Origin of the sequence: Micromonospora noduli, from assembly GCF_003264365.1 — a bacterium.
In the GTDB taxonomy this organism is placed as follows: domain Bacteria; phylum Actinomycetota; class Actinomycetes; order Mycobacteriales; family Micromonosporaceae; genus Micromonospora; species Micromonospora noduli.
Map to the genome: position 1 here is coordinate 1 of NZ_PYAK01000003.1, position 13,465 is coordinate 13,465.

Sequence of the window (13,465 nt, forward strand, 5' to 3'; positions counted from 1 at the left end):
AGTCCGGGGTATAAATCATAATTGGCACTGGCTTTACAAGCACCCTGTTGAGTTCTCAAAGAACAACCACACACCGATCAAAGCTCCACCTCAGTGAAACCCATCTCGGGGCTTTTCCCGCTCCGCGACCGGCGCTTTCAGCGCCAGGCACTTTTACTACGTTACCCGCTCGTTTCCGCCGTGTCAAACCGATATTTCGCGGTTCGTCGTGCTTCAACCCGATAACGCGGATAGTCTTGCTTGCTCGAGTCCACGATGACGCACGTCGTTGCCAACGTTCGTTTCTGTCGTGGGAAGCCGCAGACCGGCCGATCACCGCTTCGCGGCTCTCCGCCCGGCTCCTGCCGGCTTCGAAACTCTACCCGGTCGGCTCCACGTTCGCAACCCCGTTTCCGGAGTGTTCCGCACCGCCCGATCCTCAGTCTCGCTCGGCGTTCCCGCCACGAGCCTGGCGCCCGTTCTCGGCCGGTTTGTCCGGCCTCCCCCGTGCAGAGAGAAAGTTACGCGGACGGCCCGGAGAAGGCAAATCAGGGTTCATCACTGGTTCGAACGAAGAGCGCCATACCGTCCCCGGCGCAGCCGAGGACCGAGCACCTCGACTCCCCGCCACAGCCCGAGGACGCGGGCCACCTGGACGTGCCAGAGTGTCAGTCATGGATGAGTCCGGGCACGGCGCCAGGGTGTTCGCCGAGGAGGCGCTGCTCGGCCTCATCGGGCCGTTCTGGCAGGTGGTGATCGGCGCTGTCGTGCTGGTCGTACTTGTGCTCTCGGTGGGACGACTGGCCCGGCGGGGCAGGTCCCGGATGACCACGGCGCTGCTGGTCACCGCGGCGGCCATCGCCGGGTTCGCGGTGATCGGCGTCCTGCTGGAGGGCTGAGGTTCAGAGCCGGCGGTTGGCCAGGCTGGGCAGCTCGGCGCGGATCGTGTCGAGCCGGTCCAGGTCCAGGTCGACGACGGAGACCCCCGCGCCGTCCGGCACCTGGCCGATGACCGTCCCCCACGGGTCGACCACCATGCTGCGGCCGAAGCAGGTGCGACCTGGCTCGTGGTCGCCGGTCTGACCGGCCGCCGCCACGAAACACTGGTTCTCGATAGCCCTGGCCCGCAGCAGGACCTCCCAGTGGTCCCGGCCGGTGTGCATCATGAACGCGGCCGGAACCACAAGCAGCTGCGCGCCTCCATCTGAGGCGAGCAGCCGGTACAGCTCCGGGAAGCGCAGGTCGTAGCAGATCGACAGGCCGACCCGCAGCCCCTCGACGTCGACCACCACCGGTTGGACCCCGGGCGCGACACTCGCCGACTCCCGGTAGGAGACCCGACCGGGGATCTCCACGTCGTACAGGTGGATCTTGCGATAGCTCGCGGCCAGACTGCCGGAACGGTCGAAGACCAGCGAGGTGTTCCAGGTGTGGTCCGGATCCGGGCCTGCCTCGTGGAACGAGCCGGCCACCAACCAGATCCCGAGCCGCCGGGCGACCCCGGCGAAGAAGCTGCCCACCTCACCGTCGACCGGCTCCGGTTTGGGCAGCCCAGCGGCAGGACCCAGGTAGTCGACGTACTCCGGAAGGACGGCGAGATCCGCGCCGCCGGCGGCGGCGCGCTCCAGTAGGGCCTCCGCGGCCGCCAGATTGGCCTTACGGTCGTCCCGGGCGTTCAGCTGGCAGACGGCGACACGCATGAGCAAAGGGTACGGCTGGAGGGCTCTGACGGACAGCGTCACAGTCTGGCCGGCACGGCTCGTGATCACTGGCGAACGGCCACCGAACACGATCACGCCGGCCGCTCAGGATCGAACGGCCGGCGTGACGCGGGAAGGATCAGGCGGACTTTTCTTCGCGGTCGCGCCGAGCCCGGCGCCCGGTGAACTCACGCGGCACGATCGTCGGGTTGACGTTCTCCAGGACAACCTCGCGGGTGATCAGCACGCGGGCGGCGTCGGGGTTGCTCGGCACCTCGTACATCGCGGAGAGCAGAACCTCCTCGATGATGGCCCGCAGACCACGGGCACCGGTGCCCCGCAGCATCGCCTGATCGGCGATGGCTTCCAGCGCCGGCTCGTCGAACTCAAGCTCGACACCGTCCAGCTCGAACAGGCGCTGGTACTGCCGGACCAGGGCGTTGCGCGGCTCGGTGAGGATCCGAACGAGGGCGCTGCGGTCCAGGCTGCGAACGTTGGTGATCACCGGCAGCCGGCCGACGAACTCGGGGATCAGCCCGAACTTGAGCATGTCTTCCGGCATGACCTGGCTGAAGATGTCGTCGGTCGACCGCTCGGAGACCGACCGGAGTCGGGCGCCGAAGCCGGTGCCGCCCTGCCCGGTGCGGGACTCGATGATCTGGTCGAGGCCGGCGAACGCGCCACCACAGATGAACAGCACGTTCGTGGTGTCGATCTGGATGAACTCCTGGTGTGGGTGCTTACGGCCACCCTGCGGCGGCACGTTGGCCACCGTGCCCTCGAGCATCTTGAGCAGGGCCTGCTGCACGCCCTCACCGGAGACGTCCCGGGTGATCGACGGATTCTCCGACTTGCGGGCGATCTTGTCGACCTCGTCGATGTAGATGATGCCGGTCTCGGCGCGCTTGATGTCGTAGTCGGCGGCCTGGATCAGCTTGAGGAGGATGTTCTCGACGTCCTCGCCGACGTAGCCCGCCTCGGTCAGCGCGGTGGCGTCGGCGATGGCGAACGGGACGTTCAACATCCGGGCCAGTGTCTGCGCCAGGTGGGTCTTGCCGCACCCCGTCGGGCCGAGCAGCAGGATGTTGGACTTGGCCAGCTCGACGGCGTCACTGCCGGAGCCCGGCGCACCGGCCGCCTCGGCCTGGATCCGCTTGTAGTGGTTGTAGACCGCTACGGCGAGCGCCTTCTTGGCCTGATCCTGACCCACGACGTAGGTGTCGAGGAACTGGCAGATCTCCATCGGCTTGGGAAGCTCTTCCCACTTCACCTCGCCGGACTCGGCCAGCTCCTCTTCGATGATCTCGTTGCAGAGATCGATGCACTCGTCGCAGATGTAGACCCCTGGGCCCGCGATGAGCTTCTTGACCTGCTTCTGCGACTTGCCGCAGAAGGAGCATTTCAGTAGGTCGCCGCCGTCACCGATCCGTGCCACCTACGTTCTCCCTGCACTCATCGGCCGGAGACCCGGCCCTGACCTGCGGACGTTGCGCGCCGCCCGGCTTAGTTCGCGCCGCCGGCCCAACCGGCGAAGCGGTACGGACCCGACGTTACCCGCTGGCGGGGCATTCTCCGACCCCCAAAACGGGTGTGTCAGAGGTCGGCCGGGAACGGAGCCCCGGCCAACCTCTGACCCGGTACAGCTCAGCGGGCGGCGTTGGCCGCCAGCAGACCCTTCTTGCGACTGGTCAGGATCGTGTCAACCAGCCCGTACTCCTTGGACTCCTCGGCCGTCATGATCTTGTCACGGTCGATGTCCTTGCGGACCTGCTCGATCGGGCGGTTGCAGTGGCGGGACAGCATGTCCTCCAGCTGCGTACGCATCCGCAGGATCTCCCGGGCCTGGATCTCGATGTCCGAGCCCTGCCCGTAGCCGCCCTCGGTGGCCGGCTGGTGGATGATGATCCGCGAGTTCGGCAGGGCCATCCGCTTACCCGGCGTGCCCGCCGAGAGCAGCACGGCCGCCGCGCTCGCCGCCTGCCCGAGGCAGACCGTCGAGATGTCCGGGCGGACGTACTGCATGGTGTCGTAGATCGCCGTCATGGCGGTGAACGAACCACCCGGCGAGTTGATGTACATGATGATGTCGCGGTCCGGGTCGGTGCCCTCGAGCGTCAGCAGCTGGGCCATCACGTCGTTGGCCGACGCGTCGTCCACCTGGACGCCGAGGAAGATGATCCGGTCCTCGAAGAGCTTGTTGTACGGGTTCGACTCCTTGACCCCGTACGACGTGCGCTCGACGAACGACGGCAGCACGTAGCGGTTGTGCACGGCCGCGAACTGGGGCGGCAGGCTCAGATCGGTCATCGTCAGCTCCTCAGCTCAGGGTCCCGGCGCCATCCGGAACCTGTGCGGCTCCGATGATCACCTTGTCGATGAAGCCGTAGTCCATGGCCTCCTGGGCGGTGAACCAACGGTCCCGGTCCGAGTCGGCCTCAATCTGCGACTGGCTCTGGCCGGTGTGGTGCGCGACCCGCTCCTGGAACATCCGCTTCGTGTAGAGCATCTGCTCCGCCTGGATGGCGATGTCGGACGCCGTGCCGCCCAGACCACCGGACGGCTGGTGCATCATGATCCGTGCGTGGGGCAGGGCGTACCGCTTGCCCTTGGTGCCCGCGCAGAGCAGCAGCTGACCCATCGAGGCAGCCATGCCCATCGCCACGGTCGACACGTCGTTGTCGATGAACTGCATGGTGTCGTAGATCGCCATGCCGGAGTAGACCGAGCCACCCGGCGAGTTGATCCACAGGTTGATGTCGCGGTCCGGGTCCTCCGCGGCGAGCAGCAGCAGCTGCGCGCAGATGCGGTTGGCGACCTGGTCGGTCACCTCACTGCCCAGGAAGATGATGCGTTCCTTGAGCAACCGGTTGTAGACCGAGTCGTCGAGGTTGCCAATGGAGTCGCCACCGCGCGCGTCAATCGCCCGGAGCGACTTCTTGGGGATGTGCATGTCGGTCATGGCAGCCCTTCGCTCTCCGTACCGTCTTTCCCGACACTAACCGCTGTGCGGGGCGGCAGAGTCCCGGTCGGGGCACTGTTCGCTCTCAGCGCAGCTGTGTCGGGCGTACCCGCGGCGCGGGCTTCCGGGCGTACCCGGCAGTGCTTGCTGCCCGGGCGTACCCGGCAGTGCTGGCTGCCCGGGCGTACCCGGAAAGGGAAACGGCCGCCGTCCGCCGCTCAGCGGCGGACGGCGGCCGCACCCGACGATCAGTGGTCGTGGTTGTGCTCCGCCTCGTTGGCGGCGCGCAGGGCGTCGAGGGTGATCCCGTTGCCGGCCGAGTCCTTGATCGTGATCTTCTCCATGACGGCCGCGAGCGCCTTGCCCCGCCGCACGTCGCCGAAGACCGCAGCGGCCGCGCCGGAGCGCACCAGCTGGTCGTAGTACTGCTGCGGGGCCATCCCGGCGCGCTGCGCCCGGTGCACGATCTCGTGCCCGAACTCGTCGTCGGAGACCTGCACGTCCTCCGCGTCGGCGAGCGTGTCCAGCAGGAGCTGGACCTTGACGCCCTCGGTCGCCGCCTCGGTCAGCTCGGCGTCGATCTGCTCCTCGGTCTTGTCCTCGGCCGCGAGGTACTCCTCCATCGAGGCGCCGATCCGCTCCAGCTGGTCGACCATCGCCTGCTTGCGGCTCTCGACCTCCTCGCGGACGACACCCTCCGGGGCCGGGATCTCGGCGGCCTCGACGAGCTGGGCCAGGGCCTTGTCCCGGGCGGCGTAGATCTGCTCGACCTGCTTGCCCTGGGTGACCCGGTTCCGCAGGTCGCCGCGCAGCTCCTCGATCGTGTCGAACTCGCTCGCCATCTGGGCGAACTCGTCGTTCAGCTCCGGCAGCTCCTTCTCCTTGACCGTGCGCACGGTCACCGCCACCTCGGCGTCGCGACCGGCGAAGTCGCCGCCGACCAGCTGGGTGGTGAAGGTGGTGTCGTCGCCGGCGGCGAGGCCGACCACTGCCTCGTCCAGGCCCGGCAGGAGCTGCTTGCTGCCCACCTCGTGGGAGATGTTGCTCGCCTGGCCGCCCGGCACGTCCTCGCCGTCGACGGTGGCGTTCAGGTCGATCTGGACGTAGTCGCCCTCGGCGGCGGCCCGCTCGACGGTCTTGAGGGTCGCGAACCGCTCCCGCAGGTTCTTCACCTGCTCGTCGATCTCGCTCTCGTCGATCTGCAGCTCGTCGACGGTCACCTCGATGGTGCTCGCGTCCGGGATGGTGATCTCCGGGCGAACGTCGACCTCGGCCGTGAAGTTCAGCGAGTCACCGTCGTTGAACTCGGTGATCTCGACCTCCGGGCGCCCCAGCGTCTTCAGGTCGTGCTCGCGCACCGCGGCGAGGATGTTCTCCGGGATGGCCTCCTGGACCGCCTCGTTGAGGACGGTGCCCCGGCCCACCCGCTGGTCGATCACCGCGGTCGGCACCTTGCCCCGGCGGAAGCCCGGAACCTGGACCTGCGAACCGATCTCCCGGTACGCCTTCTTGAGGCTCGGCTCGAGCTCGACGAACGGCACCTCGATGGCGAGCCGCACGCGCGTCGGGCTCAGAGTCTCGACGGTGCTCTTCACAGGCGTACTCCTTGACGGATCTCAGTTGAGTCTGGGCGTGATTCAGCCCATCGAGTGTAGGCGAGCCGGCCTGACGCTCCGGCATCGCCCGGGGGCCGCACTGGGCGGCACCCGGGGCGGCCCGGCCGCGGACGACAGTCGGGGTGGCGGGATTTGAACCCACGGCCCCTCGCTCCCAAAGCGAGTGCGCTACCAAGCTGCGCCACACCCCGTGGCGACGTGCAGTCTATGCCGTCGCCACGCCTCAGTCGGTGCCGGGGCATCCCCCACCCGGACACATCACCCGAAAATTACCATTCCGCTCCGTCCGCGTGTCGCCAAGATCCGCAGGGCGGCTCCAAGATCCGCACAACTTCACGGATGTAGTGGGCTCCTGGCACGGCGAGGCCACTACATCCCGGATGTTGTGCGGATCTTGGGTCGCCGTGCCGCCGGGTCGCGGAGGACGCGGCACCGCGGGGGCGGCGACGCGGTTACGCGTCGGGCGTCGACATTGGGTACGCTAGGGGCGCGTCCTGTTCCGGCGGGATGCACGCGGGCGTAGCTCAATGGTAGAGCTTCAGTCTTCCAAACTGACTACGCGAGTTCGATTCTCGTCGCCCGCTCCATGCACGAAGGCCCAGGCAGACCGCATGATCGCGGCACCTGGGCCTTTCCCGTCTCTCCCATCCCGGATCCTGCGCGCCGCTACCCGGGCCGCCATCGGCTGCATTGTCGGTGAGGACCAGGTCCCGGAGGACACCAGCCGGTACCGGCCCCACGTGAGCGTCGCCTACGCCCCTGTGCGGGGAGGCCGGACGGCCCGCGACTGCCCGACGAGGAGATCCGCTGGTCATGGCAGAGCGTGCGGTCAACGCATCGAGGGGCGTGCATTACTGTCGCCGCGTGGCTGAGTTTCGAGCGCATATCGGAGTGCACTACGGCTTCCTCGAGATCGCCGATGATCAGTCCTGGGGTCGGACCGATTGGCCCAACGTCTTCTTCGGCAGGCGCCCGACCGGCCTCATCGCCACCTCTCCAGGCGAAGTTTTCCTCATCACGGGTCGCCATACCGGCACCGTGGGGTTCACGGTCAGGGCCGACGACGGCGACCCAGGGCCTGACCTCGAGGGGTTCGAAGACGTGGTGGAGGTGCCGTTCGAGGCGCCCCGGCCGGAGTTGAGGCTCATTGAATGGGCCGGAGAAAAGTCCCATGCGCTGCCGCTACTACCGGCCGGGCCCGGCTCGTACCGGATGCGCTACCACTGCCGGGGGATGGACGACGCTGGAAACAGCAGTGGGGACTATCGCGCGGTTGTTGACGAGTACCTGTTGCAGATCTGGCCGTCCCCCGCAGCGCAGCCTGCCACGCTCAAGGTGACCAGCCGGGAAGGGCATCGCCGGATCCTCGAGAGCTGACTGGCGCGCTTCCCAATCGGCTGAGCGGCCTGACAGCCGACCAGCCGGGGCGCCAGAAGTTCGGAGTTCGCCGATACGGCTCCTGTGCAAACGATGACGGGCGGCCGAGACTGAAGCGATGTCACCCGATGGTGAGGGCGCCCCGCGCAGGCAGGTCCACACTGCCGCTCTGCTCATCGTCGCCGGCGTGCTCGTCCTCTTCGTCCCGGCGGGCGACGAGGGCAGGGTTCTCGTGCCCATCAGCGAGGGTCACGGGCTGTCCGCCGTCGACGGGATCGGCGCAGGGCTGCTGGCACTGGGCGGCACCTGGCTGGAGGTGCTGGTGGTACGACGCCTGCCGTACCTCGCCCTCCCCCCGCGGGCCCTGTTCGCACTCGGCCTGCTGGCTGGCCTCGGCGTGGGGCTCCTGGTCGCCTCGGTGTTCGCCGGGTTCTTCTGGTGGTGGGCGGTCGGCGCCACCACGCTCGGAATTGCCGTCCTCGTCCTCGTGCCCCTCACGGCGCGCCGCTGAGAGAGACGCGCCGCAGCTCGTACGGGTCACGGCGGTTTCGCCACACGGCAAGGCCCAGGTGAACCGCCGGTGGCGGCACCTGGACCCACTCGGCGAGGCCGAGTCGCCGTGTCACTTCAGGTGGAACCGTTCGTCGACAGCGAGAGCCGCCAACTGCGGCACGGAGAACGGCAGCTTCGTCAACGCCGGCCGACTCTCGTCCAGTCGCACGCCCTGCGCCACGAAGACCACCACGCCGTCCGGGTGCCGGTACGCCGACCACTGGTCGAGCCGATCGTCGCCGCTCGGTCGGACCACCACGCCGACCCGCACGGCTCCGACGGTCTCGACCTGACACTCGCCCCGCATGCCCCAGAATTTCTGGGCCAGGTCGCACGGCTCGGTCGGCAGTTGGTTGCCGGCGTCGTGCACCTCGACGATCACGCGTCCGGTGCCCTTGCCCTGCGCCACGGCCACCGAGGACGAGTAGCTCCACACGTCGACGCCGTCCACCTTGGCCTCGAACTGCGCCTGGTGGGTCCGCAGCGTCCGCTCCTCGGCGGACCGGCCCGACGGGTCCTCGGGCGTGGTGTAGCCGGAAGGTATGACCGAGACGGCCTCGGTGAGCAGGTGAGCCCCCTGCTCGTACCTGGACCCGGCCCGCGCGGTCCGGTCCTCCTGTGGTTGCCCGTCCGGCCCGGTCGGCCACGGCTCCTTGGTGTCCGGAGAAGCCAGTGGCCCCTGGCCCGCCGGTTGGTAGACGTGGCCGTCCGGGGTGGCGACGGCCGCGAAGCCGGTGACCGCCAGCACGACAGCCGCCGATCCGAGGGACGCCCACAGCGCGCGTCGACGGAAGTGCCTCCGCCGTGCCGCGTCGAGCGCGGCTGTCGTACTCAATGGTGGTGGCGGGGTTGTTTCCGCCATCTCGCTGCGCAGCCCCTCGCGCAACTCCTGTTCGTTCATCGCTCCCCCATCCCGATCCCGCTGTTGGTGGGTGTCAGGAGGCCGCGCAAGGTGTCGAGCCCGCGTGCCGCCTGGCTCTTCACCGTCCCTGGAGAACACTCCAGCAGCGCCGCGACGTCCTCGATCGACAGGTCCTCCCAGTACCGCAGAACCAGCACGGCCCGCTGACGCGGTGCCACCCGGGCCAGCGCCTGCAGCAGCACCAGTCGGCTCTCCGGCGAGTCGGGCGGGGCCGCCTGCTCGGCGTCCTCGCCACCCACCCGTTCACGCCGCCACCAACCGCGGCGGCGCTCGTCGAGGAAGGTCCGGATCAGGATCTGGCGCACGTAGCTGTCGAGCACCTCGTGCCGGGAGATCCGGTTCCAGACCCGGTAGAGCTTGACGAACGTGGTCTGGACCAGGTCTTCGGCACGGTGCCAGTCGCCGCACAGCAGGTACGCGGTGCCGCGCATGGCACCGGACCGTGCCGCGAAGTACTCGGCGAACGCCTCGTCGCGATCGCTCATTCAGGCCTCCGATCCCTGTTTCGAGTTAGTCACGCGGGGTCTGGCCCAGGGGGTTGCTCCGAATCTCGCGGACATGTCACGGGATCAACGCCGCGAAGGCACGAAGGACGCCTTGACAGGTGTCGATCTGTGCACTGGTGTAAGGACCAAGCACATCGACGTCCGTCACAGGAGGGCACATGATCGTCCGACGACGGTGGACAGCTGCCGCCACCACAGTGATCCTGTTCAGCGCAGTGTTGTCCCATCCGGCTTCCGGAGCGGCCGCACCTGCCGACCCGGCCGCCCCGATCTCTCTGAGCGCCACCGAAACCGCACTGGTCCGAGTCCAACTCCGCGATCAGGCCCAACTGGACCGGCTCGTCGCCACCGGCGTGGACCTGGCCAACCGACCCCGGGCGCGGGACGGCCGGATCCTCGCCGACCTGGTGCTCAGCGGCACGCAGCTCGACGAACTGACCGCGCAGGGCGCGACGGCCGTGCAGATCGTGCAGCGCGCCGGGGACGGCAACCGGCACTATGCCGACAGTGTCCGCGCGGCTCAGGCCCGCACCGCCGCCGGGCTGCGCGCGCCGGCCGCAGGCCAACGGTCCACCGCCGCCGCCACTGCCGTGGACACCCTCCAGGTGCAGCAGGCGTACTGGTGGACCACGACCGGACAGACCTTCCTGCAGGCCCAGGTGGCGACCACCGCCACCGACGACCCGGACGTGGAGATCACCGTCAGTTGGCGGACGGCGGACGGCGCCACCGGCTCGTTCCCGCTGTACCGGTTCGAGGACTCCGGCGAGTACCAGTACCACTACGCGCTCCCCCAGCCGGTGCCGAGCCGACCGGTTCAGCTGACCGCCACCTCCAGCCTCGGCGGGGTCAGCCGGGCGGTCACCCCGACGCTCTGGCCGAACGCCTCCCCGCCGCCGCTGCCGGCCGGCTACCAGAAGGACTTCATCGACGCGTACCTGACGCCGGTGGACATCCAGGCGCGGATCAAGCGGCTGGCCCGGCAGTACCGGGACCTGGTGGACGTGATCGACCTGCCGAACAAGACCCAGGGATACCGACGCAACGCCGTCGGCTACCTGGGCGACCCGGCGGTGGCCGCCCTGGTGGTCGAGTCGGTCCGCTTCGGCGACCAGAACATGAACGGCGTACAGGTGCGGGCTGTCGACCCGGGCCGGGCGAACCGGCCACTGACCGTCGGCTACCGCGACCGCGTCCTCACCGTGTCACTGGCCACCGACACCGCGGGCAAGACGGTGAGCACCACCGACGAGGTCGCAGCGGCGATCAACGCCCGTCAGCCGGACCGGTTCCGGGCCATCGTCGAGGACGGCTCGGCCGGGCTGCCGATGCCCGTCGCCGGCCCCACCCGACTCGACGACGGCCTCCAGGGCACCGAGGTGCCGGCACGGCCGTGGACGGTGCAGGCGCTGCGCCTCGGCGTACACCGGGACGGTTCCCGGGTCGGGGTGCTCGCGTACTCCCAGGAACACGCCCGGGAGTGGGCCACCCCGCTGGTGACGCTGGAGTTCGCCGAGCGGATGCTGACCAACGCCCGGACCGACCCGGCCACCCGTGAGCTGCTGGAGCAGGTCGACATCTTCGTCATCCCGACGGTCAACCCGGACGGCGCGAACTACTCGTTCAACGACTTCAACTTCCAGCGCAAGAACCTCGTCAACCACTGCACCGGCGCGGCCCGCGACCCGAAGAACCGCACCTCGTGGGGCGTCGACATCAACCGCAACTACACAGTCGGGTCGTACTTCGACGGGTACGTGGGCGCCAGCGCCAACTGCCTGTCCGGTAACTACGCGGGCACCGCCGAGCTGTCCGAGGCGGAGAGCGGCAACGTGATCGCGCTCGCTCAGGACCACCCGAACATCAAGTTCGCGATGAACGTGCACTCCTACGGCGGGTACTTCATGTGGCCGCCGGGGGCGTACCGGGCCGACGGCAGGGTCACCCTGCCGCGACCGTCGATCGACGAGTCGACGCTGTTCCTCAACAGCGCCCGGCGGATCGTCGGCGCCATCGCCCAGGAGCGCGGCACCGTCACCTGGCCGTCGCAGACCGGACCGGTCGCCGACGTGCTCTACTCCGCCGCCGGCAACTCGGCCGACCAGCTCTACTACGAGCTGGGAATCTTCGCCTGGGACTTCGAGGTCGGCAACGACCGGTGGAACCCGGCGACCAACCAGTGGGAGGGCGTCGGCTTCCAGCCGCCGTTCGACGAGGCGCACGGCGAATCCCAGGAGTACGCCGGCGGGCTGGTGGAAATGGTCCGGGTGGCCCGCGACTACGCCGCCGAGGCGGCCGCCGACTGACCCGCGGGTCCCGTACCGCCGCCAGCTGCTGCCGGCGGCGGTACGGCCCAGGACGCGCGACCCCCGGTGACGGACGGTAAGCCGATGGTGATCACAGACGTTGACGTGTTTTCATGTCAGCACGCCTGCGCCAACCCGGGACATCGATGACTGAGCAACCCGCACCTGATCACCTCGTTGTGGTCGACGTGTTGACGCAGGGTCTGAGCCACCTGCTACGCGACGAGGATCCGGAACTGGCCCGATGGATCGAGGAACTGGTCGCGACACTGAAGAGTCCCCGGCAGACGACGCTGGCCGGCTGGAACAGCTTCCTCGACCCCGGCGCCGACTCCAGCTGACCCGCTCGGAGTTCACCCGCCTGGCCGACGGCCGGGCTGGCCCGGCTGCCATCCGCGCTCTGCGGCGCGCGCAACGCAACCGCACGATGCTCGTCCTCAAGAGCCTCGCCGACACCGACGACGCCCTGGCGGCGTCGGCGCACCTGCTCGGCCAGGCCCACCGCCTCGACCCGGCCGCCGCGGACGTGCTGCTCGATCACCCGTGGCTGGCGGTCTGGGCGATCGATCGGGTCCGGCACGGTGCCACCGGCCGACCCGACTACCTTCCGTTCGCGGCGCTCGCGGCGGCCGCCCTCAGCGGTCGGTCGGACGCGGCGGTGCCAGTCACGCCGCGCGCGGGCCTGGTGCCCGTGCCGGGCCTCGGGGTGCTGCGCCGACGCGGCCGCAGCACAACTGTCACGCCGGCCGACCTGACCGGGCGCCAGTGGACGCCCACCCGCTGGTGGCGCTTCACCGACCAGTCGGTCACCCTCGACCTCCGCGTCGACGACCTGGACCCCTACCGCGACTGCTTCGGGCTACCGGTCGCCGCCCGGCTCTCCGCACCGCAGGCCGCGGAGCTGGAACGGTCCGTCGGGCACGCCTGGCACCTGCTCGTCGGGTACGCCCCGACGCACGCCGCCGAGGTGGCCGCCGGGATCAGCACCTTCGTGCCGTTGGCCGACGGCACCGAGCGCGGGCACAGCGTCACGCACGCCGACGCCTTCGGGGCGTTGGCCGCCGACGCCAACCTCGACCCGGTGGATCTGGCCGTGACGATGGTGCACGAGCTGCAACACAGCAAACTCAACGCTGTCCTCGGCCTGGTCCAGCTGCACGAACCCGCCGACCCGGCGCGGTACTTCGCGCCCTGGCGTCCTGACCCGCGTCCGATCGGCGGGCTGCTGCACGGCACCTACGCGTTCACGGCCGTCGCCGAGGTGTGGGCCGCGCTGCGCGCCCATCCGAAACTGGCGGCCCAGGCCACCGCGCGGTTCGCTGTGGTACGGGCGCAGTTGGAGCGCGCCCTGGTCGAGCTCGCCCGGGCCGGAAGCCTCACCTCGGCCGGGCGGCTGTGGGCAGATCGCCTGGCCGAACGGATCGGCCAGCTGGCCGCCGTGCCGGTTCCGGCGTCCGCCGACGCCGCCGGGCGGCGGGAGGTGGCGGAGGCCGAGCGCGCGTGCCGACCGGCGATCACCACCGGATGAACCCATGGCTCGGCACGAAC

Annotated in this window: 13 protein-coding genes and 2 tRNA genes; 7 read left to right on the forward strand and 8 right to left on the reverse strand. The window is 69.3% G+C overall.

All coding sequences use genetic code 11. The features are described from left to right. The first annotated feature begins 653 nt into the window (after window positions 1-653). Window positions 654-878: a hypothetical protein gene (locus tag GUI43_RS02935; protein ID WP_112584164.1), complete on the forward strand. Its 225-nt coding sequence runs from the start codon at window positions 654-656 to the stop codon at window positions 876-878. Between the two features lie 3 nt (window positions 879-881). Here the strand turns inward: GUI43_RS02935 and GUI43_RS02940 are convergent, their stop codons facing one another. The 6 genes from GUI43_RS02940 to GUI43_RS02965 form a co-directional block, all read right to left on the reverse strand. Beyond that, window positions 882-1,679, reverse strand: a complete 798-nt coding sequence (locus GUI43_RS02940; RefSeq protein WP_112584182.1) for a carbon-nitrogen hydrolase family protein — start codon at window positions 1,677-1,679, stop codon at window positions 882-884. A 139-nt stretch (window positions 1,680-1,818) separates the two neighbouring features. Continuing rightward, entirely contained in the window at window positions 1,819-3,114 is a 1,296-nt protein-coding gene (gene clpX / locus GUI43_RS02945) for an ATP-dependent Clp protease ATP-binding subunit ClpX (RefSeq protein WP_030333537.1), read from the reverse strand. Window positions 3,115-3,323: 209 nt separating this feature from the next. Beyond that, window positions 3,324-3,986 (reverse strand): ATP-dependent Clp protease proteolytic subunit, encoded by a 663-nt coding sequence (locus GUI43_RS02950; protein ID WP_030333536.1) that lies wholly within the window; start codon window positions 3,984-3,986, stop codon window positions 3,324-3,326. A gap of 10 nt (window positions 3,987-3,996) precedes the next feature. Next, the gene (locus tag GUI43_RS02955) at window positions 3,997-4,638 is read right to left on the reverse strand and encodes an ATP-dependent Clp protease proteolytic subunit (protein ID WP_007464111.1); all 642 of its coding nucleotides are present in this window, start codon (window positions 4,636-4,638) and stop codon (window positions 3,997-3,999) included. Between the two features lie 248 nt (window positions 4,639-4,886). Continuing rightward, window positions 4,887-6,233 carry a trigger factor gene (gene tig, locus GUI43_RS02960; protein ID WP_091405381.1) on the reverse strand — a complete coding sequence of 449 codons (1,347 nt, stop codon included), beginning with the start codon at window positions 6,231-6,233 and terminating at the stop codon, window positions 4,887-4,889. A gap of 138 nt (window positions 6,234-6,371) precedes the next feature. Continuing rightward, window positions 6,372-6,445, reverse strand: a tRNA-Pro gene (locus GUI43_RS02965). A 322-nt stretch (window positions 6,446-6,767) separates the two neighbouring features. On the opposite strand from GUI43_RS02965, the gene GUI43_RS02970 reads away from it, so the two are divergent. The 3 genes from GUI43_RS02970 to GUI43_RS34210 all read left to right on the forward strand — a co-directional run bounded on the left by GUI43_RS02970 (window position 6,768) and on the right by GUI43_RS34210 (window position 8,142). Then, window positions 6,768-6,841: transfer RNA gene (locus GUI43_RS02970), tRNA-Gly, on the forward strand. A gap of 277 nt (window positions 6,842-7,118) precedes the next feature. Next, window positions 7,119-7,631: a hypothetical protein gene (locus tag GUI43_RS02975; RefSeq protein WP_146754586.1), complete on the forward strand. Its 513-nt coding sequence runs from the start codon at window positions 7,119-7,121 to the stop codon at window positions 7,629-7,631. A 118-nt stretch (window positions 7,632-7,749) separates the two neighbouring features. Continuing rightward, complete coding sequence (locus tag GUI43_RS34210; RefSeq protein ID WP_211326634.1) at window positions 7,750-8,142, forward strand: hypothetical protein; 393 nt, start codon at window positions 7,750-7,752, stop codon at window positions 8,140-8,142. A gap of 111 nt (window positions 8,143-8,253) precedes the next feature. On the opposite strand, the gene GUI43_RS02985 is transcribed toward GUI43_RS34210, so the two are convergent. Together GUI43_RS02985 and GUI43_RS02990 are read right to left on the reverse strand one after the other, a co-directional pair. After that, a complete protein-coding gene (locus GUI43_RS02985) occupies window positions 8,254-9,084 on the reverse strand; it encodes a hypothetical protein (RefSeq protein WP_112584162.1) in 831 nt (276 codons plus the stop codon). After that, a complete protein-coding gene (locus GUI43_RS02990; RefSeq protein ID WP_112697947.1) occupies window positions 9,081-9,590 on the reverse strand; it encodes a SigE family RNA polymerase sigma factor in 510 nt (169 codons plus the stop codon). The genes GUI43_RS02985 and GUI43_RS02990 overlap by 4 nt, the downstream gene beginning before the upstream one ends. A 179-nt stretch (window positions 9,591-9,769) precedes the next feature. Between GUI43_RS02990 and GUI43_RS02995 the strand changes: the two genes are divergently transcribed. From GUI43_RS02995 to GUI43_RS03000, 3 genes are all read left to right on the forward strand, one after another. Further along, on the forward strand, window positions 9,770-11,917 hold the full coding sequence (locus tag GUI43_RS02995; protein WP_112697948.1) for a M14 family zinc carboxypeptidase: 2,148 nt from the start codon (window positions 9,770-9,772) through the stop codon (window positions 11,915-11,917). A 146-nt stretch (window positions 11,918-12,063) separates the two neighbouring features. Next, entirely contained in the window at window positions 12,064-12,258 is a 195-nt protein-coding gene (locus GUI43_RS33425) for a hypothetical protein (protein ID WP_146765853.1), read from the forward strand. Between the two features lie 86 nt (window positions 12,259-12,344). Next, the gene (locus GUI43_RS03000) at window positions 12,345-13,445 is read left to right on the forward strand and encodes an aKG-HExxH-type peptide beta-hydroxylase (protein ID WP_249037638.1); all 1,101 of its coding nucleotides are present in this window, start codon (window positions 12,345-12,347) and stop codon (window positions 13,443-13,445) included. Window positions 13,446-13,465: the final 20 nt, after the last annotated feature.

Coding starts and splice junctions, on each gene's coding strand:
- GUI43_RS33425 (WP_146765853.1), top strand. CDS start 12,064: ATGACTGAGCAACCCGCACCTGATCACCTCGTTGTGGTCGACGTGTTG.
- GUI43_RS02955 (WP_007464111.1), bottom strand. CDS start 4,638: ATGACCGACATGCACATCCCCAAGAAGTCGCTCCGGGCGATTGACGCG.
- GUI43_RS02950 (WP_030333536.1), bottom strand. CDS start 3,986: ATGACCGATCTGAGCCTGCCGCCCCAGTTCGCGGCCGTGCACAACCGC.
- GUI43_RS02990 (WP_112697947.1), bottom strand. CDS start 9,590: ATGAGCGATCGCGACGAGGCGTTCGCCGAGTACTTCGCGGCACGGTCC.
- GUI43_RS03000 (WP_249037638.1), top strand. CDS start 12,345: ATGCTCGTCCTCAAGAGCCTCGCCGACACCGACGACGCCCTGGCGGCG.
- GUI43_RS02940 (WP_112584182.1), bottom strand. CDS start 1,679: ATGCGTGTCGCCGTCTGCCAGCTGAACGCCCGGGACGACCGTAAGGCC.
- GUI43_RS34210 (WP_211326634.1), top strand. CDS start 7,750: ATGTCACCCGATGGTGAGGGCGCCCCGCGCAGGCAGGTCCACACTGCC.
- GUI43_RS02985 (WP_112584162.1), bottom strand. CDS start 9,084: ATGAACGAACAGGAGTTGCGCGAGGGGCTGCGCAGCGAGATGGCGGAA.
- GUI43_RS02935 (WP_112584164.1), top strand. CDS start 654: ATGGATGAGTCCGGGCACGGCGCCAGGGTGTTCGCCGAGGAGGCGCTG.
- GUI43_RS02995 (WP_112697948.1), top strand. CDS start 9,770: ATGATCGTCCGACGACGGTGGACAGCTGCCGCCACCACAGTGATCCTG.